A 21,147-nucleotide genomic window follows, 5' to 3' on the forward strand; every position below is an offset into this window, starting at 1 on the left:
TCCCTCCCCCATCCGCGAGGTTCCCCCCGCTCCCGTCTCCGCTGGCCGCGCTCAGCCGGCGCTGGAGGCTTCCGCGGACGTCCCGGCGCGGGGAGAACCGGCCGAGGCGACCCCCACCGGGCATGACAGCCCGGTGCCACCCAGGCCGCAGTAGCCGCCGGGGTTCTTGGCGTCGGAAAGGTACTGCTGGTGGTATTCCTCCGCGTAGTAGAACGGACCAGCCGGGGCGATCTCGGTGGTGATCGCCCCGAGGCCCGCGGCGGTCAGCACCTGCTGGAACGCCTCGCGGCTGGCAGCCGCCGCGGCGGCCTGCCCGGCGGTGGTGGTGTAGATCGCCGAACGGTACTGGGTGCCCACGTCATTGCCCTGCCGCATGCCCTGGGTCGGGTCGTGCCCTTCCCAGAACACGCGCAGCAGCTCCTCGTAGCCGACCTTCGCGGGGTCGTACACCACAAGGACGACCTCGGTGTGCCCGGTCAGCCCGGAACACACCTCCTCGTAAGTGGGGTGCGGGGTGTGCCCTCCGGCGTAGCCGACGGCGGTGGTGTACACCCCGGGAACCTTCCAGAACGCGCGCTCGGCCCCCCAGAAGCAGCCGAGGCCGAACACGGCGGTCTCCAGACCCGCCGGGAACGGGCCGGCGAGCGGGGTCCCCAGCACAGTGTGCGGGACGTCGCCCGCGAACACCGGCCGATCCCGGCCGGGAAGGGCCTGCTCGGGCGTGGGCAGTGTCGTCTTGTGACGACCGAAGAACATGGGAAGCCACCTCCGGTGGTTGTCTCCTCGCACAACCGCGCACCGCGGCCACACGTTCCCGCAGCCCGGGACCCTCGGACGCCCTCCAGACATTCTCCAGATATTCATCGAAAGTTCGCTGGATGATCAGGGAGAACCCCGTCAGAGAACGAGATCCTCCAGCATCGTCGTGACCAGGGCCGCAATCGGCGATCGCTCGGAACGGGTGAGCGTGACGTGCGCGAACAACGGGTGGCCCTTCAGGGTCTCGATCACCGAGGCGACCCCGTCGTGCCGGCCGACCCTCAGGTTGTCGCGCTGGGCCACGTCGTGCGTGAGCACCACCCGTGACCCCTGCCCGAGCCTGGACAGCACGGTCAGCAGCACCCCGCGCTCCAGGGACTGAGCCTCGTCGACGATCACGAACGCGTCGTGCAGGGACCGGCCACGGATGTGCGTGAGCGGCAGCACCTCCAGCATCCCGCGATCCACGATCTCCTCGATGACCTCGGGGGAGACGAGCGCACCGAGGGTGTCGAACACCGCCTGGGCCCAGGGCGCCATCTTCTCGTTCTCGCTGCCCGGGAGGTACCCGAGCTCCTGGCCACCGACGGCGTACAGCGGGCGGAAAACCACCACCCGGCGGTGCGCCCGGCGCTCCATCACAGCTTCGAGCCCGGCGCACAGGGCGAGCGCCGACTTACCGGTGCCGGCTCGACCGCCGAGGGAGACGATCCCGACATCCGGATCGAGCAGGAGGTCGAGGGCCACCCGCTGCTCGGCGGAGCGACCGTGCAGGCCGAACGCGTCGCGGTCGCCGCGGACGAGCCGGACCTGCTTGTCGGCGGTCACCCGGCCGAGCGCGGAGGCACTCCCCCCGGTGGTGGTGAGGACCAGGCCGGTGTGGCAAGGCAGGTCGGCGGCCTCCAGGATCTCGGTGTAATCGCGGGAGTAAAGCCGGTCGAGGTCCTCCTGGGTGACGGTGAGCTCGGCCATCCCCGAGAAGCCGGTGTCCACCGGGGACAGCGCCTGGTACTCCTCGGCGGGCAGCCCCAGCACCGACGCCTTGACCCGCAGCGGGAGATCCTTCGTGACCAGTACGACGTCGGCGCCCTCGCGGGCGAGGTTCATCGCGACGCACAGGATCCGCGAGTCGTTCGTGTCGACCCGGAACCCCAGTGGAAGCACCGCCGCATCGGTGTGATTGAGTTCCACCCGTAGTGTCCCGCCGTTGTCCAGCGGGAGCGGTTGATCGAGGCGACCATGCCGGATGCGCAGATCGTCCAGGATGCGTAGTGCCTCCCGGGCGAACCAGCCCAGTTCCGGGTGGTTCCTCTTACCTTCCAGCTCCCCTATGACAACGAGGGGGAGCACGACATTGTGCTCCGCGAACCGCAGCAGCGCGCCAGGATCAGAAAGCAGCACGCTTGTGTCGACGACATGCGTTCGTGGCACACGCCCACCCGCTTACTCGGAGGTAGTCCGGGACCGACCCCTGCAGGAGCCGGGCACCGGCCTCCTGGTGTAGTCGCGCTTGCGGCACCGAGGGGCCTCCCGAGAGGTCCGGCACCATGCCGGACCACGGCTTGAGACGCTAGCGCTCCCACGGTAACCGCAGCCCTCGATGATGGCGACCCACTTCCGACAACACGTTACGTTAAGAACTGGAAACGTCTCGCACCCCGGAGCTCCCGTCGCACCCCGATCGGTCACATTGCGTCCGGATCATGACGCGGAGCATCAACCGCCGCGCGCGGCGCCGTCGGAGACCGGACCACGAGCGTCCGCCCGAGGAAGCCAGGTCACCGCTCACTGCCCGGTTCAGAAGCCCCCGGACCTGCGCTGACTCCGGCAACGGGCACCAACCGGGGCAACGGGCACCGACCGGCCGCAGGCCGCCACCGGATCCACGAGCCCGGCGACCGACGAGAGCCGGGTGACCGCGGGCGTGCCGGCCAGAACGTGACAGGCCGAAACGTGGCGACATGGGAGGGGGCACCCGAAACGCGGCGACCGAAAGGTGACGGCCTGAAGCGCGCCCGCGGGGAAAACGTGACGGAACGCTATGGAACACCGCGGGCCGATGATCGGACACTCGTTGTCTCGACATGTCATCGAGATCGGACCGGACCAGACCAGGCCCGAAAGAGGGCGCCGGCTGGCACCGTCGGGCGGGTCGGAGGAAATTCAGCCAACCGACTGGGGAATTCCCGGAAATTTATCCGGAGAAGGGATTGATCCCCGGCAAACATGCAGGGATCCGCGGAGTGGTCATTATCGGGTGGTGCTCCACTCAGGTGAGCCGTAGGATTCGGAATGAAATAACTTGTTCACTTCGGGGCCCTCGCGAGCCCGTGACCTGCGAAGACACATATTGGCTTGCATTAATTACTTCATTACGAATTCGTAGCACGACACTCGGTAGGAACGCGGCCCGCCAACGGCGGAACAACGGACGCGACGCAGAGTTACGAATGAGTCCGCCGCCGGCTGGCCGCCGGGCCGGCGAAGGAGGGCCGAACCCTGCCGACCGGTCGCCACGGGACGGGCCGGGAGCCCGCCGAGCGGGTCGGCCGAAGGCCGACCCGCTCGGGAGTGTCGCACGAAGTGGTGCCACGGATGGCTTGCGTTGCCACAGATGCCTTGCGAGGTGCTGCCACGAAGTGCCGTGCCAGCGGTGCGGTCCCCGAACGGAGCCCGCGGTTGGGTGGCGTCAGCCGCTCAGCCTCCGCTGTTCAGCCGCTCGACGAGCGCCTCGTGCTCGGTCCACAGGGCGGCCGGAAGCCGTTCCCCGAACGTCTGGTAGTGCTCGGGGATCAGCTGGGCCTCCTGCTTCCACACCTCGACGTCCACCGTGAGCAGGGTCTCGAGGTCCTCCTCGGCGATGTCGAGGCCGTCGGCGGGTAGGGCGTCCTTCGTCGGCAGGACGCCGAGCGGCGTCTCCACCCCGGCTGCCGTGCCCTCCAGGCGACCGACGATCCAGGCGAGGACACGGCTGTTGTCGCCGAATCCCGGCCACAGGAACCTGCCCTCCGGGCTCTTGCGGAACCAGTTCACGTAGTAGATCCGCGGGAGCTTCGTCTGGTCGGCCTTCTGCCCGACCTCGAGCCAGTGGGCGAAGTAGTCGGCCATGTTGTAGCCGCAGAACGGCAGCATCGCGAAGGGGTCCCGGCGCAGCTTGCCGATCGCTCCGGCCTGGGCCGCCGTCGTCTCAGAGGCGACGATCGAGCCGAAGAACACCCCGCGCCGCCAGTCGGGAGCCTCGGTGACCAGCGGCACCGCGGTCGCCCGGCGCCCGCCGAACAGGATCGCCGAGATCGGCACGCCGCGCGGATCCTCCCACTCCGGGGCGATCGTCGGGCACTGGCCCGCCGGGACGGTGAAGCGGGCGTTGGGGTGTGCGGCGGGCTCGCTGGACTCGGGGGTCCAATCGCGGCTCTTCCAGTCGATGAGGTGCGCCGGCGGCTGCTTGGTCAGCCCCTCCCACCAGACGTCACCGTCATCGGTCCTGGCCACGTTGGTGTAGACGACGTTGCCCCAGAGGGTCCTGACCGCGTTGGGGTTGGTCTGCTCGCCGGTCCCCGGGGCGACCCCGAAGAACCCGGCCTCCGGGTTGACCGCGTACAGCCGGCCGTCCTCACCGAAGCGCATCCAGGCGATGTCGTCACCGACGGTCTCCGCCTGCCAGCCCGGCAGGGTTGGGATGAGCATCGCCAGATTGGTCTTTCCACAGGCCGACGGAAATGCGGCGGCAATGTAGTGGACCTTGCCAGCGGGAGACGTCAGTTTGAGGATGAGCATGTGCTCGGCGAGCCAGCCCTCGTCGCGGGCCATGACCGACGCAATACGCAACGCATAGCACTTCTTGCCAAGTAGTGCGTTTCCGCCGTAACCTGAGCCGTAGGACCAGATCTCCCGGGTTTCCGGGAAATGGGTGATGTACTTCGTCGTATTGCACGGCCACGGGACATCGGCCTGGCCGGGTTCCAGCGGAGCGCCCAGGGAATGGACGGCCGGGACAAAGAAACCGTCCGTTCCGAACTGCTCGAGGGCGGGCGTTCCCATCCGGGTCATCGTCCGCATGGAGATGACGACGTAGGGCGAGTCGGTGATTTCGACACCGAGGGCCGAGATGCTCGAGCCGAGCGGGCCCATGCAGAACGGGACGACGTACATCGTCCGACCCCGCATGCACCCTGCGAACAGGCCTCGGAGTGTGGCCCGCATCTCAGCAGGGTCGAGCCAGTTATTGGTCGGGCCGGCGTCCTCCGCCTGCTCAGAGCAGATATAGGTACGGTCCTCCACGCGGGCCACGTCGCCCGGGTCCGAGGCGGCGTAAAAGCTGTTCGGACGTTTCTCGTCATTCAGCCGGACCAGGGTCCCCTGCTCGATCAGAAGGGAGGTCAGCCGATCGAACTCCGCGTCTGATCCATCGCACCACTCAACCCGGTCCGGCTGAGTGAGTTCGGCAATCTCGCGCACCCAGGCAACTAGCCTGGCGTGCCTCGTGGGGGCCACGTCCAGCCCCGAAACCTGTGCCGCGGTTATCACAGCTCACACCTCCGGTCGAGTCGAACCTGCCGCGCTCTCTTCCCATATGCAGGTGCCCACTTGAGAACTCGAACGTACTCGTGGACGTTCAGACAAAACCCACAATATAGGGGGAGTTCGAGGCCACGTTCAGGATCATTAGACTGTACCGCGCGTTCCGTCCGCAGTCGCGCGATAGGCGAGTGCGCAGAAGCGTCGGATCCATCACGCACCGGTACGGACCGACTGCTGCCGTCCGGCTCCGCTTCGTGACGGCACTGACCCTCGGGTTATCGTTCTCGGCGTGGCTTCCCTCGTACAGCAGCCGGCCGGGCCTCCGCAGACGGACATCGCCTCGCACCCGCGTGACCTGGTGCGACCGCGCATGCGGGGATGGCTACATGCCGGCGCGTTCCCGATCAGCCTGACACTAGGCGTCATTGCGGTGGCGCTGGCTACCACGCTGCGTGCCCGGTTCGGTATCGCAGTTTACGCCCTGAGTATTGCGGCCCTCTTCGGAACGAGCGCCCTCTACCACCGGACGATGTGGTCGACATCACGCGCCCGGGCGCGCATGAAACGCCTCGACCATTCAATGATCTTTGTTTTCATCGCCGGCACTTACACCCCTTTCGCCCTGATTGCGATGCCGCCGACGACCGCTCGGGTGGTCCTGGCGGTGGTGTGGGGAGGGGCAGGACTCGGCGTCGCCATCCGGATGCTGTGGCTGCACTCGCCGCGGTACCTGACCGTGCCGCTCTACATCGCGCTCGGCTGGGTGGCCGTCTTCGTGATCCCGGAGCTCGCCCACCGGGCCGGGATCGCCTCGATGGTCCTTCTGCTCGTGGGGGGGGTCTGCTACAGCCTCGGCGCCGTCGTCTACGCCTGCCGGCGACCGGACCCGGTGCCCACGATCTTCGGCTACCACGAGGTGTTCCATGCCTTCACCCTCGTCGCCGCGACCTGCCACTACATCGCGCTGCTCTTCGCCATCTACTAACAGCCTTCCCCCACACGGCGGCTTCGCCGCAGTGCGGGGACCCCTGGCATCGGGCACCGTACGGGGTCTCCGCCGACTACAGCCGAGGGCCCACCGAGCGGATCTTCTCCACCTGTTCCATGGCCTCCCGGAGCTGGCACAGCCAGCTGTCGGCATTCTCGCCCACCAGACGTACGCACCAGGCGAGGGCCTCGCTGCGGCTGCGCGCCACCCCCGAGCCGATGAGGGTGTCGAGCACCTGGCGTTCCGGCTGGCGCAGCCGGGTCATCACCGGCACGGACAGTGCGGTGAACAGCTCGGTGGTGTCACCAAGGGTCGCGCCCCACGCCACCTTGCGGTTGTACCGATGTTCGGCCTTCGTGGCGATGGCGATCCGTTCCTCGCGGGTCTGCTCCCGGAACCGCCGGATCCGGGCCCCCGTCGCCGACGGCACTCCTCCAGGCGCGGCGCCGCCGGCCGCAAGTACCCCGATGACCGTAATCTCGTCCCGGTCCACGACCACCGTGGGCATCCCGGCGAACCACCCGGCCGGGATGTGCTCGGCGAACCAGGCTGCGGCGTCGTCCGCCGGAACCACCTCCGCCCGATCCCCCGGCCTGCCGTACCCCCGTCCACGCGGACCGGACATGACGTGTCCCCTCGATCTCCGATCGGCACCCGTGTCGGGACCCGCGCGCGGGCCCGGCCTGCCGGCCGATCCGGACCCGGAGGCCCGATCCGGCGCCCCGGAGCGGATCCGAAGAACCCCTCGTGACGATTACATGCTTACTGCATCACCAGTCTTACTGCATCGCCAGTACAACATGCTTACCGCATCACCAGTGAAAGAAGCGGGACGGTCAGGTGGCCACCTTCACCCCGAGTTGGCGGCGCACCTCGGCGGCGGTTCGGGCCGGCAGCTCACAGACGAAGTCCCGGCACACGTACACCCCGGCCGTGTCCCGGCCGACGGTCAGCGGTCCGCTGGTCACCACGACCGCACCAGGCGCCGTGCCGAGGCGGGCGAGCCGTTCCAGCGCCGGGCTGCCCACGACCGCGACCTCGGCCGGCCCGGCCAGCAGCGCCTCGGCAACCGCACCGGCCCAACCGGCGAACCGGGCATCCCGGGCCAGCAGCGGAGCGACGCGCGCCACCGTCGTCTCGGCGGCCGACCGGTGTTCGGTGGAACCGGTCAACGCCGCGTAGCTGACCAGGGCGCCGGCGACAGCAGCCTGGCCCGACGGGGTCGCCGAGTCCGAGTCGTCCCGCGGCCGGCGCAACAGCACCTCCGCGTCGTCCGCGGTATCGAAGAACCCCCCGCCAGGGGCCGCGAACCGGTCACGGACGGTATCCAGCAGCGTCCCGGCGAGCGCGAGCCACGCCGGATCGCCGGTGACCTGGTGCAGGGTGAGCAGCCCCTCGGCGACGTCGCCGTAGTCCTCCAGTACCCCGGCGTTCACGCCGACCCGGCCGTCCCGGCTCGTCCGGCGCAGGCGTCCGTCGACGAGATGCACGTCCCGGAGCAGGACGGCGGCCTGTTCGGCGGCCCGCACCCAGCCCGGCTCGTCGAACAACGCGCCGGCCTCGGTCAGCGCCGCGATGGCCAGGCCGTTCCAGGCGCCCACCACCTTGTCGTCGCGAGCCGGCTGCGGCCGGGTCGCCCGTGCCGCGGCCAGGGCCGCGCGGACCGCCGCGAACCTCGCCGGGTCGCCCGGGTCCGCCGGCAGGCGCAGCACCGACGTACCACGTTCGAAACTGCCCTGCTCGGTGACGCCGAAGACGTCGGCGGCCCACCGGCCGTCTTCCGGCCCGAGGACGGCGACGAGCTGGGCGGGTGCCCAGGCGTAGCTGGCCCCCTCCTCGGGGTGCGCTCCCGCCGGGGCGGCGCTCGCGGGAACGGCGCTCGCGGGAACCGCATCCGCGTCGAGCGCCGAGGCGAACCCCCCCTGGGGGGTGCGCAGATCCGCGAGCAGGAAGGCGGCCGTCTCCCGGGCCACCCGTTCGGCCAGCGCCGACCCGGTGGCCCGCCACAGGTGCAGATAGACCCGCAGCAGCTGCGCGTTGTCGTACAGCATCTTCTCGAAGTGCGGGACCGTCCACGTCGCATCGACGCTGTACCGGGCGAACCCCCCGGCGAGCTGGTCGTAGATGCCCCCACGCGCCATCCGTTCGCAGGTCACCGCGACCATCTCCAGGCTGCGCGCGTCCCCCGTGCGGGCGGAGTGCCGCAGCAGCATCTCGGCGACCATGGACGGCGGGAACTTCGGCGCACCGCCGAATCCACCGTGACGGGCATCGAAGCGGGCCGACAGCCCCGCCACGGCGGTGTCGAGCAGAGCCGGGGTGATCTCGGCGGCGAGACCGGACGCCGGACCGCGCATCGCCGCCTCGGCGAGCCGGCGGGCGATGTCCGCCCCCGACTCCTCGATCTCGTCCCGCCGGGTCTGCCAGGCCTCGGTGACCGCCGCCAGGACCTGGCGGAACGACCCCATGCCGGGCCGGGGACGCGGCGGGAAGTAGGTGCCGGCGAAGAACGGCTCGGCGGTAGGGGTGAGGAACACCGTCATCGGCCAGCCGCCGTGCCCGGTCAGGGCGACGGTGACATCCATGTAGACGGAATCGACGTCGGGCCGCTCCTCCCGATCCACCTTGATGTTGACGAAGTGGTCGTTCATGTACTCGGCGGTCACGGCGTCCTCGAACGACTCGTGCGCCATGACATGGCACCAGTGGCAGGATGCGTAGCCCACCGAGAGCAGCACCGGCACCCCCCGCCGGGCCGCCTCCGCGAAGGCCGCCGGGCTCCAGGGCCACCAGTCGACCGGGTTGTCCGCGTGCTGCAGCAGGTACGGAGACGTCTGCTCCGCGAGCTTGTTAGGCACCCGAACTCCTCATGATCTGTGTCCGCCAGGCCCGCGGAACCCCGTAGGCCTCTGGATATGCAACCAAAGGCGCACCCAGGTAGTCGTAGTCCGCCCTCATCTCCACGCCGCGCCGACGTGATCGGCACGCTTCCTCGACCGGCCCGCCGCGCCGGCGTACCCGGCGGATAGGATTGTGGGACCGCACGATCCCCGCCGTCCGCTCGCTCGACCGCCGTCCGCCAGGCTGCCGTTCCCGCCGCGAGAGCGGTGAGAGGATCGACGTACCAACGAGTTTGGATGGCACGAGCGATGAGTGAGACGGCCGAGCCCGGCACCCGGACCGGCGCCGCGGACACCACGGTGGCACCGACCGACGCGTCCGGCGGGACCACCCCGGCAGCCGCGGGCACCGCGGGCGGCGCCCCCGCCGGGACCGGGGGCGGCGAGCCGAGCTTCCGGTACGACGCCCGGCTCGCCGCCGACATCGAGCGGCGCTGGCAGCACCGGTGGGCCGACGAGGGCACGTTCAACTCGCCGAACCCGGTCGGGCCGCTCTCGGCGGGCTTCGAGAAGGTCGCCGGCCGGGAGCCGTTCTACATCATGGACATGTTCCCCTATCCGAGCGGCTCGGGGCTGCACGTCGGGCACCCGCTGGGGTACATCGGTACCGACGTGTTCGCCCGCTACCTGCGGATGTCCGGCCGGCACGTGCTGCATCCGTTCGGATACGACTCCTTCGGCCTGCCCGCCGAGCAGTACGCGATCAACACGGGCCAGCATCCCCGCGACACCACCAATACCAACATCGCCAACATGCGCCGCCAGCTCTCCCGGCTGGGGCTGGGCCACGACACCCGCCGCGAGATCGCGACGACCGGCGTGGGCTACTACCGCTGGACGCAGTGGATCTTCCAGCAGATCTTCAACAGCTGGTACGACCCGCAGGCCGACCGGGCCCGGCCGATCGCCGAGCTGATCGAGGAGTTCGCCGCGGGCACCCGGGCGCCGGTAGCCGGCCCCGCCGGGGGGAACACGGCCGTGTCGGTTGACGCGGTCCGGGCGGCGAACCCGGCCGGGCTGGCGTGGGCCGAGCTCGACGAAGTGTCCCGCCGGAAGGCCGTCGACGCGCACCGCCTGGCCTACATCTCCGAACAGCTGGTCAACTGGTGCCCGGGGCTGGGCACCGTGCTGGCGAACGAGGAGGTCACCGCCGACGGCCGCAGCGACATCGGGAACTACCCGGTGTTCCGCCGGCCGCTGAAGCAGTGGGTCCTGCGGATCACCGCCTACGCCGAGCGGCTGATCTCCGACCTCGACCTGGTCGACTGGCCGGACTCGATCAAGCAGATGCAGCGCAACTGGATCGGTCCGAGCGAGGGCGCCAGCGTCCAGTTCACCGTCGTCGCCCCCGGCGAGGGGACAGGTGCGTCCAGTCCGTTCGATCTGTTCGATCCCTCCGATCCCTCCGATCCCTCCGGCTCATCGACCGCCCGGCGCATCGAGATCTATACCACCCGCCCGGACACCCTGGCGGGGGCCACCTTCCTGGTGCTTGCGCCCGAACATCCCCTGGTCGACACGCTGATCGCCGACACCTGGCCGACGGGCACCCCGGTGAGCTGGCGCTTCCCGGCGGGACGGCGGGGCGGCGGCACGGAACCGGCGGGCGCCGCCGGGTCGGATGCAGGCACCGCCGGGCCGGAGGCGGGCGCCGATCCGGCGTGGACCCCGCGAGCCGCCGTCGACGCCTACCGGGAGTTCGCGGCCCACCGCAGCGACCGGCAGCGCGGCGAGGAGGTCATCGACCGCACCGGCGTGTTCACCGGCTCGTACGTGCGCAACCCGGTCGGTGGCGGGGTCATCCCGGTCTTCCTGGCCGACTATGTGTTGCTGGGCTACGGCACCGGGGCGATCATGGCGGTGCCGGCACACGACAGCCGGGACTTCTCCTTCGCCCGCGCGTTCGACCTGCCGATCCCCGCCGTGCTGGAGCCGGACGCGGACTGGTACGCCACGCACGGGGTAGTGCCCGCGACTCCATCGGCGCAGTGGCCCGAGGCGTTCAGTGGTGCGGGCGAGTATCGGCCCGGTCCGGCCGGCGCCCCGGTGCTGGTCGGCCTGTCGAAGAGCGAGGCGATCAAGGCCACGGTTCACTGGCTGGAGGAGATCGGCGCCGGCAGGTCGGCGCGATCGTACCGGCTGCGGGACTGGCTGTTCTCCCGCCAGCGGTACTGGGGCGAGCCGTTCCCGATCGTCTTCGACGCCGACGGGCTCCCCCACGCGGTTCCCGACGAGCTGCTGCCGATCGAACTGCCGGAGATGACCGACTTCCGGCCCACGGCGATGGCCGAGGACGACGCGAGCGACCCGCTGCCCCCCCTGGCCCGGGTCGCCGACTGGGTGACGGTCACCCTGGATCTCGGCGACGGGCCGAAGCAGTACCGGCGTGAGACGAACACCATGCCGCAGTGGGCCGGTTCGTGTTGGTACTACCTGCGCTACCTGGACCCGACCAACACCGAGCGCTTCGTCGACCCGACCGTCGAGCGCTACTGGATGGCCGGGCCGGGCGCGGTTCCCGGCGACGGCGGCGTCGATCTGTACGTCGGCGGCGTCGAGCACGCCGTGCTGCACCTGCTCTACGCCCGGTTCTGGCACAAGGTGCTCTACGACCTGGGCCACGTCTCGACCAAGGAGCCGTTCAAGCGGCTGTTCAACCAGGGCTATATCCAGGCGGATGCCTTCACCGACGCCCGAGGCATGTACGTCCCGGCGGCCGAGGTGACGGCGACCCCCGACGGCCGGTTCCTCTTCCAGGGCGCCCCGGTCAACCGGCGCTCGGGCAAGATGGGCAAGAGCCTGAAGAACAGCGTCAGCCCGGACGAGATGTACGACCGGTTCGGCGCCGACACGCTGCGCGTCTACGAGATGGCAATGGGCCCGCTCGACGCCGACCGGCCATGGCACACCGACGACATCGTCGGTTCGCACCGGTTCCTCCAGCGGCTGTGGCGCACCGTCGTCGACGAGACCACCGGGGCGGCCGCCGTCGTCGACGAGCCGTTGGACGACGAGGCTCTTCGCGTCCTGCACCGGACGATCCTCACGGTCACCGCCGAATACGCGGGGCTGCGGTTCAACACCGCGGTCGCCCGGCTCATCGAACTGACCAACTTCGTCAGCAAAAGTTACGGGAAGTCCCCCACCCCCCGCGCGCTCGCCGAGCCGCTCACCCTGATGGCGGCCCCGCTGGCCCCGCACATCGCCGAGGAACTGTGGTCCCGCCTCGGTCACGAGGAGTCGGTCAGCACGGCCGCCTTCCCGATCGGGGATCCGGCGCTGGCCGCCGAGTCGGTCAGGACGATCCCGGTCCAGGTGAACGGGAAGGTCCGGTTCACCCTCGAGGTTCCGGACGGCTCGGCGGAGCAGACGGTTCGCGATCTGCTCGCCGCGCATCCCGAGTTCGCCCGGCAGACCGACGGTCAGACGATCAAGAAGATCATCGTCGTGCCCGGTCGGATCGTGAATATCGCCACCTCCCCCGCCTAACCGGGGTCTGCGGCAGCCGCCTACCGATCGCTCCCCGCGGAGCCCGCGGGGGGTCCGGGCTGGGTCGGCAGGTCCAGCTGCTTGCCGCCACCCGCCGGGCCCGCCGGGCTACCGGCGCCGGCGGTGCCGGGGGTCTCCTCGACGACCTCCCCGTCGATAACCGGCGCATCTCCCCCGGGCAAGGCGGCGGAACCGCGCCCGCCACGGCGCCCGTCTCCACCGTCCAGCCGGCGCATCGCGTTCGGATCAGGATCGCCGCCGGCGAACTCGCCGCTGGCGACGTTCGACCGCATCCGGCGCAGGCTCTTCGAGAGGAAGAAGAAGATCACAATGGATGCCACGATCAGTGCCAGGACAACGAGGAACCCGACGGCTCCGGCGTCGATCTTCCTCTCGACCAGCACGGAAGCGGCGAAGACCTCGTTCACGGCCACGTCCTCACACCTGGTGTCCTCTGGTGTCCGCCACACCTGCTGTTACCGCCCGCCACGGGGACACTCCACGACGGGCGCCAGTTCCGACCCTACGCCCTGCCGTGCGAGCCCTCCGCCTCCGCGGCCACGCACCGTTGAATAGATCACATACTGTTCAAAAAGTCACATGCCGTCCAAAAGGTCACATCACCGGAAAGTCACACACCGTTGAACAGATCGTCTTCGGGCAGCATGCCGACCTCGATGAGAGAACGGGCTAGCTGGTAGTCCTCCGTCGGCCAAGCGTCCCGCTGCGCCTCCAGGGGTATCCGGAACCACCATCCGGTGGGGTCGACCTGGGTGGCGTGGGCGATCAGCGCCCGGTCGCGGGTCTCGAACCAGTCCGCGCACTCCACCTGGGTGGTGAGCCGACCGGTGTCCTCGGCGCGGTCGACCCACTCGGCCAGCCGCTCGGCATAGGGGGACTCCAGACCCCGGGCCATCATCTCCTCGTGGAGAGCGAGGATGCGCTCCTTGTGGAAGGTGAGGTGGTAATAGAGCTTGAGCGGCTGCCAGGGTTCGAGGCCGGCGTCGGCACCGACCTCGGGATAACGGTCGGGATCACCGGCCGCCTCGAACGCCTCCACACTGACCCGATGGGTCATGATGTGGTCGGGATGCGGATACCCGCCCGACTCATCGTAGGTCGTGATGACCTGCGGCCGGAACTGACGGATCAACCGGACCAGCGGACGGGCCGCCTCGTCGAGCGCGATGGTGGCGAACCGCCCGTCCGGAACGGGCGGCGGCGGATCGCCCTCAGGAAGCCCGGAGTCGACGAAGCCGAGCCACTCTTGGCGGACCCCGAGGATGAGCCGGGCAGCCTCCATCTCCTGCCTGCGGATCTCCGCCATCCGGGCGGCGACACCCGGCTGGTCCATCGCGGGATTGAGAATGCTGCCCTCCTCTCCCCCGGTACACGTGACCACGAGCACGTCGGCGCCCTCGCTGGCGTAACGTGCCATGGTGGCGGCGCCCTTGCTGGACTCGTCATCGGGGTGGGCGTGGATGGCCATCAAGCGCAGGCCATGCCGATCGTGGACCGCAGGCATGCGGCCCATTGTTCCTGATGCCCCGGCGTTCCTGATGCCCCGGCGTTGTTCCGAGCTCACTGGCCCGGGTGGTCCGAGCTCGCCCGGGGAACCGCCGGGGCCCGCCCCGCGTTCGGTCTAGAAAAGTCACCCAACGCCGTGGCACAACGCCGTGGCACAATGCACCGTCCGCGCATGCTTCGACGGCAGAGCTGCCGTCGACCGGCGCACCGACATCGTCGTCGGCCCGGTCCGAAGGGCCGATGGACGACGGCCGGTCCCGTCGTCCTCCCACCCCTGCGTGAAGCATTTGTGGTCGAGGTCGAAGGCAAGGGCTGTCGGATCACCCGTAAGGGCTGACCCGCCGGTCCGGGGCTTCCAGGCGGTCCAGACGCCGCCAGAGCCACCAAGCCCGACATCTTCCTTGATTCATTTTGGTATGATGGTCCTTTTGATGTTCACCGAGGAGCGTGACCCGCGTGACGCAGCAGACTTGGCTCACCCAGGAGGCATACGACCGGCTCCGCTCCGAGCTCGACTACCTGACCGGCCCGTGGCGTACGGAGATCGCGACCAAAATTGAAGCTGCCCGCGAGGAGGGCGACCTCAAGGAAAACGGCGGCTACCACGCGGCCAAGGAGGAGCAGGGCAAGCAGGAGGCTCGGATTCGCCAGCTCACGGACCTGCTGCGCGACGCCCAGGTCGGCGAGGCACCCGCGGCGACCGGCGAGGCCGGCCCCGGCACCGTCGTCGAGGTGCGCTTCCCCGGCGAACGGGAGACGGAGAAGTTCCTCATCGGCTCGCGCGAGGACCACAGCACGCCCATCGAGGTCTTCTCCCCGGCGTCCCCGCTGGGCGGCGCGGTGACCGGGCGCAAGGCGGGCGAGACCGTCTCCTACACGCTGCCCAACGGCCGTTCGGCCAAGGTCGAGATCGTCTCGGTGTCGCCCTACTCGGGCTGACTACGCCAGCAGCGGACGACTGCCGACCCGGCTGCGCGGGTGGCGGCATCGGCGTACCGTCGACGGGTGGAGGATCTGCCGGCACAGCCCAGTCATTCCATGCCACCGACCGTGGCATCTCCGGCCCACCCGCCGACGGCCGCCGCCTCGCGGCTCACCACCCTGGGTGAGCTGCGCCGCAGCGGGCACGCGCACCGCCCGGTGCGGACGGAGCTGCGCGACAACCTCGTCGCCCTGATGCGGGGCGACGGCCCCCGGTTCCCGGGCATCGTCGGTTTCGGCGAGACCGTCCTTCCCCAGGTCGAGCGGGCCATCCTGGCCGGTCACGACATCATCTTCCTCGGCGAGCGCGGGCAGGGCAAGACCCGACTCATCCGCACTCTGGTGAGCCTGCTCGACGAGTGGTCGCCGGCCGTCGCCGGCTGTGAGATCAACGACCACCCCTACGCGCCGGTCTGCGGCCGATGCCGCGCGCTGGCGGCCGATCTCGGTGACGCGCTGCCGGTGGTCTGGCGGCACCGCGGCGAGCGGTTCAGCGAGAAGCTCGCGGCCCCGGACACAAGCGTCGGCGACCTCATCGGCGACGTCGACCCGGTGAAAGTCGCCGAGGGCCGCACGCTCGGCGATCCCGAGACGGTCCACTACGGGCTGGTGCCGCGCACCAACCGCGGGATCTTCAGCGTCAACGAGCTGCCCGACCTCGCCGGACGGATCCAGGTCGCGCTGCTCAACGTGCTGGAGGAGCGGGACATCCAGGTCCGCGGCTACCTGCTCCGGCTGCCGCTGGACCTGCTGCTGGTCGCTTCGGCCAACCCCGAGGACTACACCAACCGAGGGCGGATCATCACGCCGCTCAAGGACCGGTTCGGCGCCGAGATCCGCACCCACTACCCGCTGCACCTCACCGACGAACTGGCGCTGATCCGCCAGGAGGCGGTGATGTCCTGGGCGGGGTCCCCGCTCGGCGCGCCGGAAATACCCGATCACCTGGTGGAGATCGTGGCCCGGTTCACCCGGCTGGTGCGCGACGCCCCCCAGGTCGACCAGCGCTCGGGGGTATCGGCCCGGCTGTCGGTGGCCGCGGCCGAGACGGTGGCGGCCTCGGCGGTCCGCCGCGCGGCGCTGACCGGCGAGGAGACGCCCACCGCACGGGTGGTCGACCTCGCCGCGATCGTCCCGGCAGTACGCGGCAAGGTCGAGTTCGACCAGCTGGAGGAGGACCGGGAGGACGAGGTCCTCGCGCTGCTGCTGCGCCGCGCGGTGGCCGAGACGTTCCGGGCGAGGCTGGCCGGCGCGGACCTCACCGGCCTGCAGGCCCGCTTCGACGCGGCTGGCCCGGTCGAGACCGGCGACCTGGTAGCGGCGGCCGAGCTGCTGCGCCGGGTCGGGCCGGTGCCCGGGCTCGCGGCGATCCTGACCAGGCTCGGCGTGGACGGGGCGGAGTCGCCGGGGCTCGCGGCGGCCGCACTGGAGCTGGCGATGGAGGGACTGCACCTCAACCGTCGGTTGGCCAAGGAAGAGCTTCCCGGACGGACCGTCTACGGCACCTGACCCGGCGGCACCTGACCTCGCACGGAAGCTTCCAGGAGGAACAGTGAGTTCCGGAACATTCCGTTATGGCCCGTGGGACGGCGGACCCGATCCACTCGCCTCCCCCTTCACCGCGTCCGACGCCCTGGATGAGATGTCCCGCCAGATTCTGGAGGGACGCACCCCGCGGGAGGCGCTGGAGTCGCTGCTGCGCCGGGGCATGCCGGGCCGGCGTGGTCTGGACGACATGCGCCGGGCCGTCGAGCGGCACCGGCGGGAGGCCCGGTCCCGCGGCCGGATGGACGGGACGCTCCAGGAGGTCCGCCGGCTGCTCGACACCGCCGTGGGCCAGGAACGGGCGGCGCTGTTCCCCGACCCCTCCGACGACGCCTGGCTGCGCGAGGCCGAGCTGGACGCGCTGCCCGCGGACCCCGCCCGTGCGGTGCGCTCGCTCGCCGAGTACGACTGGCGGTCCCCGCCGGCCCGCGAGACGTACGAGAAGATCTCCGAGCTGCTGCGTCGCGAGGTCCTCGATTCCCAGTTCAAGGGAATGAAGCAGGCCCTGGAAGGGGCCGCGCCCGAAGACTTCGCCCGGATCCGGGAGATGGTCGCCGCGCTCAACGCCCTGTTGGAGGCGGACGCCCGTGGTGAGGACACCGACGAGGCGTTCGCCCGGTTCATGCGGGAGTTCGGCGACTTCTTCCCGGAGAACCCCGGCTCGCTGGAGGAACTGGTCGACGCGCTGGCCCGCCGGGCCGCCGCCGCCGCGCGGTTACTGGCCGGGCTCACCCCGCAGCAGCGCTCCGAACTCGCCGACCTGATGTCCACGGCGATGGAGGACCTGGGGCTCGCCGTAGAGATGTCACGACTGGCGCAGGCGCTGCGCGCGTCCCGACCGGACCTCAACTGGGGTGGACGGGTGCGGGGGCGGGCCGGCCGGTTGGGCAACGGCCTGACCGGCGAGGAACCGCTCGGCCTCGGCGACGCCACCACCGCGCTGGAGGAGCTCGCGGAGCTGGACGAACTGGCCGCCGCGCTGGGGCAGGACTACGCCGGGGCATCCCTGGAGGACGTCGACCCCGAGGCGGTGGCCCGGGCGCTGGGCCGGTCCGCCGTCGACGATCTGCGGGGGCTGCAGGAGATCGAACGGGAGCTGGAACGGCAGGGATTCCTCACCCGCCGGGCCGGGAGCCTCGAGCTCACCCCACGGGCGGTGCGCCGGATCGGGCAGGCCGCGCTGGCCCGGATCTTCCGGCAGATCTCCGCCCGAGGCCGCGGGGATCACAGTGTGACCGACGCGGGTTCCGCCGGGGATCTGCTGGGCACCTCCCGGGCCTGGCAGTTCGGCGACACCCAGCCGATCGACGTCGTCCGCACAGTCCGCAACGCGGTGCTGCGCGGCGGTCCGCCCGGCCGGGGCCACCCGATCCGCCTGGCGGTGGCCGACTTCGAGGTCGCCGAGACGGAGCGCCGCGCCACGGCGGCGGTGTGCCTGCTCGTCGACCTGTCCTACTCGATGGCGCTGCGGGGCACCTGGGGCATCGCGAAGTCGACGGCACTCGCGCTGCACACGCTCGTCAGCACGTCGTTCCCGCAAGACAAGATCCACATTGTCGGCTTCTCGGACTACGCCCGGGAGCTGCGGCCGGTCGAGCTCGCCGGACTCGACTCCGAGATGGTGCAGGGCACGAACCTGCAGCACGCCCTGCTCATCGCGGGCCGGCTGCTGAGCCGCTACCCGCAGGCGGAGCCGGTCATCATGGTAGTCACCGACGGTGAGCCCACCGCGCACCTGCTGCGCGACGGGACTCCCTCGTTCTCCTGGCCGCCGATGCCCGAGACCCTGGAGCTGACCCTGGCCGAGGTCGACCGGCTCACCCGGCGCGGCGTGACCGTCAATGTGTTCATGCTCGACGACGAGCCACGGCTGGTGCAGTTCGTCGAGGAGATGGCCAGACGCAACGGCGGGCGGGTTCTCTCACCCGATCCCGCCGCCCTCGGCAACTACGTCATCCGGGACTACCTGCGGGCCCGGGGCAGGCACCGCACCGTCCGCTGACCGCCGCGCCGCCCCGCCCGGCTCGGCGGCGAGGCGTTCCCAGAACTCGACCGCGAGCTCCTCGTAGCCGAGCCCGAGATCGAGGGCCCGGCGCAGCGACCAGGCCAGGGCACCCGCGGGCAGCGCGGTCAGGGAGCGGTACACCTCCAGGTGAGCGCGATGCGCCGCCGCCTGGGCCCGCGCGAGCCGGCTGACATCACCCGGCCGGCCCAGATCGACGAATGCCAGCTTGAGCAAGCCGGGATCGCGCAGCTCGGTGCGCCCGGCCTCCGGGACGGCGAGCCACGCGGCCAACCTGCTCCGGCCGGCGCCGGTCAGGCGAAAGATCCACCGCCTGCGGCCGGACTCCTCCCGTTCCTCAGAAAGGAGTCCGGCCGCGGCAAGGCGGGGCGGCTCCTTGTAGAGCTGGGCGTACGGAAACGACCAGAAGTTACCGATCGAGCCGGCAACCGCGACCTTGAGCTCGTACGGAGTGGCACTGCCACACCGCGCTACCTCCCCCAGGACCAGATACGACACCGGCGTCAGCGCGATTCCAGCCATGGTCTCGATGATATGGCTTGAATGATACGGGTTGATAGGTACTGTCTTTTCCGGACTATCTACCACATAGCTGTCTTACGCCTACAGTCCTCTCCAGCCGACCCATGGAGATGGGTCGACGAGGCCGGGAGGTGTTGCCCGCCGACCCACCCGTCCCACAACGCCCGCGAGCCGCCACAGAAGGCGACAGTACTGCTACTCTGCGCTGTCGTGACGTCACGGAGTGCAGACCAGGAGTGCGAGGGGCGGGCGGGCGCGGCACGCCTCCGACCACTCCCGCCGACGGATGTACCCGGCGCCACCCGAGCCCGCCCACGCCCGCCCGCGCGATCGAGGCTCGCCGTCGCGATCCTGCTGACGGCGGGCGTCGCGCTGGCACCCGCGGCCCTTCCGGCCAGCCCCGCCCAGGCGGCGTCGGCCACCGGGCGAGGGGGCGCGCCGATTGCCGCCACGTACCCGGGATCCACCGCGGGACAGCTCCTCTCGGCGCCGGGGGCGGTGACCCTCGCCGAGCAGCGCGAGGTCGAACGGTACTGGAGCGCGGAGCGGCGGGCCCGAGCCTTCGGGGCCCGCACGAACGACCATGCCGATGCCGCCCCCCTCAGTCCCGGGCCGGCCCCGCCTGCCGTCGGCGGCTCCGAAACGGCCGCGAGCGGCGCTCCCCCGCCCCCGAGCGCCGGAATGCCCTACACCCGGGGCGGGCTGGTGACCACGACCACCGGCCGGTTGTTCGCCACCATCGGCGGCGGTGACTACGCCTGCTCCGCGAGCGTCGTGTCCAGCCCCAATCGTGACCTCGTAGTCACCGCGGGGCACTGCGTGCACGGCGGTACCGGGGAACAGTTCGCGCGGAACGTCATCTTCATCCCCGGGTTCGACAACGGCGCGATGCCCTACGGCATCTGGACCGCCCGCCGGCTCACCGTGACGTCCGGTTGGGCCCATCGGGGCGACTTCGACGTCGACACCGGCTTCGCCCTGTTCAACCCGTCCCCGTCCCGCGGCCGTCATCTCGAGGACACGGTCGGGTCCCAGGGCATCGCCTTCGATCTTCCGGGGACGTATCCGCAGTACACCTTCGGCTACCCACGGCTGCCCCCCTACGACGGCAGCCAGCTCGTCTACTGCGCCGGCCCCGGCTTCGGCGACCCCTACGGCAGCCCGTCGATCGGCGTCGCCTGCCGCATGACGGCCGGCGCCAGCGGCGGGCCACTGCTCACCGGCCTCGGCCGGCTCGGTTCCGGGCACGGCTGGGTCAACGGGGTGATCAGCTACGCCTATGCCGGAGTCAACGACAAGCTATACGGAACTCACTTCGGCGACGTGGTGAAGTCACTCTACTATCAGTCCTACCGGCTCTAGCGGATCGCCGTCCCCCGGGATACAGCCGGCTGACGACGATCGATACCTTCTGTGCATGCCGCATTCGGGCAGCTTCGGGCTCCTCCTGACCGTGCACGTCGTCGTCGGGGTCCTCGTCATCGGTCCACTGACACTGATCACCGTGGTCACCCCGCGCCTGCTGCGGTTGGGGGCCGGCGCCCTGCCGATCCTGCGCCTGTGCGTGCGGATGATCCGGGCCCTCACGCTCGCCTCACTGCTCATCGTCGTGACGGGCCTCGGGCTGGTGAATCAGGGATCATTCGGCAGCGTGCGGTCGCTGGGCGACCCCTGGCTGTCGGGTGCCCTCGTGCTGTGGGTGGTGGCCACGGGGATCTCGCTGGGCATAATCGCGCCCGGGCTCGCCCACGCCGTCAAGGAGATCGACGCGGGCGGTGACACGCATCGGCGTACCCTTCCAATCATGGGGGGTGTCGCCGTGAGCACCGCCTGCTGGGTACTGATCATTGCTTCCATGGTCATCAAACCCGGGACCTGACTCGGCCGGGCCA

The 21,147-nt window shown here is 70.4% G+C and carries 15 protein-coding genes; 7 read left to right on the top strand and 8 right to left on the bottom strand.

Annotation, left to right across the window (positions count from 1 at the left end; translation table 11 throughout):
• Positions 1–51 precede the first annotated feature (51 nt).
• The 3 genes from msrA to AC08OJ_RS06050 form a co-directional block, all read right to left on the bottom strand.
• Positions 52–756 (bottom strand): peptide-methionine (S)-S-oxide reductase MsrA, encoded by a 705-nt coding sequence (gene msrA, locus AC08OJ_RS06040; RefSeq protein ID WP_462187764.1) that lies wholly within the window; start codon positions 754–756, stop codon positions 52–54.
• 141 nt (positions 757–897) lie between these two features.
• The gene (locus AC08OJ_RS06045; RefSeq protein WP_476592547.1) at positions 898–2,190 is read right to left on the bottom strand and encodes a PhoH family protein; all 1,293 of its coding nucleotides are present in this window, start codon (positions 2,188–2,190) and stop codon (positions 898–900) included.
• A 1,266-nt stretch (positions 2,191–3,456) separates the two neighbouring features.
• A complete protein-coding gene (locus tag AC08OJ_RS06050; protein ID WP_476592548.1) occupies positions 3,457–5,286 on the bottom strand; it encodes a phosphoenolpyruvate carboxykinase (GTP) in 1,830 nt (609 codons plus the stop codon).
• A gap of 283 nt (positions 5,287–5,569) precedes the next feature.
• Between AC08OJ_RS06050 and trhA the strand changes: the two genes are divergently transcribed.
• Entirely contained in the window at positions 5,570–6,265 is a 696-nt protein-coding gene (gene trhA / locus AC08OJ_RS06055) for a PAQR family membrane homeostasis protein TrhA (protein ID WP_476592549.1), read from the top strand.
• Positions 6,266–6,341: 76 nt separating this feature from the next.
• On the opposite strand, the gene AC08OJ_RS06060 is transcribed toward trhA, so the two are convergent.
• Together AC08OJ_RS06060 and AC08OJ_RS06065 are read right to left on the bottom strand one after the other, a co-directional pair.
• A complete protein-coding gene (locus AC08OJ_RS06060; RefSeq protein ID WP_476595254.1) occupies positions 6,342–6,893 on the bottom strand; it encodes a hypothetical protein in 552 nt (183 codons plus the stop codon).
• 211 nt (positions 6,894–7,104) lie between these two features.
• The gene (locus AC08OJ_RS06065) at positions 7,105–9,126 is read right to left on the bottom strand and encodes a thioredoxin domain-containing protein (protein ID WP_476595255.1); all 2,022 of its coding nucleotides are present in this window, start codon (positions 9,124–9,126) and stop codon (positions 7,105–7,107) included.
• Positions 9,127–9,405: 279 nt separating this feature from the next.
• Here AC08OJ_RS06065 and AC08OJ_RS06070 point away from each other — a divergent pair, with 279 nt between their 5' ends.
• The gene (locus AC08OJ_RS06070) at positions 9,406–12,657 is read left to right on the top strand and encodes a leucine--tRNA ligase (RefSeq protein WP_476592552.1); all 3,252 of its coding nucleotides are present in this window, start codon (positions 9,406–9,408) and stop codon (positions 12,655–12,657) included.
• 20 nt (positions 12,658–12,677) lie between these two features.
• On the opposite strand, the gene AC08OJ_RS06075 is transcribed toward AC08OJ_RS06070, so the two are convergent.
• Positions 12,678–13,085 carry a hypothetical protein gene (locus AC08OJ_RS06075; RefSeq protein WP_476592553.1) on the bottom strand — a complete coding sequence of 136 codons (408 nt, stop codon included), beginning with the start codon at positions 13,083–13,085 and terminating at the stop codon, positions 12,678–12,680.
• Positions 13,086–13,288: 203 nt separating this feature from the next.
• Positions 13,289–14,191, bottom strand: coding sequence for a mycothiol conjugate amidase Mca (gene mca, locus AC08OJ_RS06080; RefSeq protein WP_462185942.1), 903 nt, complete (start codon positions 14,189–14,191; stop codon positions 13,289–13,291).
• A 449-nt stretch (positions 14,192–14,640) separates the two neighbouring features.
• Here mca and greA point away from each other — a divergent pair, with 449 nt between their 5' ends.
• The 3 genes from greA (at position 14,641) to AC08OJ_RS06095 (ending at position 18,712) form a co-directional block, all read left to right on the top strand.
• Entirely contained in the window at positions 14,641–15,123 is a 483-nt protein-coding gene (gene greA / locus AC08OJ_RS06085; RefSeq protein ID WP_462185943.1) for a transcription elongation factor GreA, read from the top strand.
• 99 nt (positions 15,124–15,222) lie between these two features.
• Positions 15,223–16,674: a magnesium chelatase gene (locus AC08OJ_RS06090; protein WP_476592554.1), complete on the top strand. Its 1,452-nt coding sequence runs from the start codon at positions 15,223–15,225 to the stop codon at positions 16,672–16,674.
• Positions 16,675–16,717: 43 nt separating this feature from the next.
• Complete coding sequence (locus AC08OJ_RS06095) at positions 16,718–18,712, top strand: vWA domain-containing protein (RefSeq protein ID WP_476592555.1); 1,995 nt, start codon at positions 16,718–16,720, stop codon at positions 18,710–18,712.
• Here the strand turns inward: AC08OJ_RS06095 and AC08OJ_RS06100 are convergent.
• Positions 18,632–19,255 carry a PadR family transcriptional regulator gene (locus tag AC08OJ_RS06100; RefSeq protein ID WP_476592556.1) on the bottom strand — a complete coding sequence of 208 codons (624 nt, stop codon included), beginning with the start codon at positions 19,253–19,255 and terminating at the stop codon, positions 18,632–18,634. The genes AC08OJ_RS06095 and AC08OJ_RS06100 overlap by 81 nt on opposite strands.
• Before the next feature lie 210 nt (positions 19,256–19,465).
• Between AC08OJ_RS06100 and AC08OJ_RS06105 the strand changes: the two genes are divergently transcribed.
• Together AC08OJ_RS06105 and AC08OJ_RS06110 are read left to right on the top strand one after the other, a co-directional pair.
• Entirely contained in the window at positions 19,466–20,617 is a 1,152-nt protein-coding gene (locus AC08OJ_RS06105; RefSeq protein WP_476595256.1) for a trypsin-like serine peptidase, read from the top strand.
• A 55-nt stretch (positions 20,618–20,672) separates the two neighbouring features.
• A complete protein-coding gene (locus AC08OJ_RS06110; RefSeq protein WP_476594000.1) occupies positions 20,673–21,134 on the top strand; it encodes a hypothetical protein in 462 nt (153 codons plus the stop codon).
• Positions 21,135–21,147 lie beyond the last annotated feature (13 nt).

This window comes from Frankia sp. CgKIO3 (assembly GCF_977946435.1).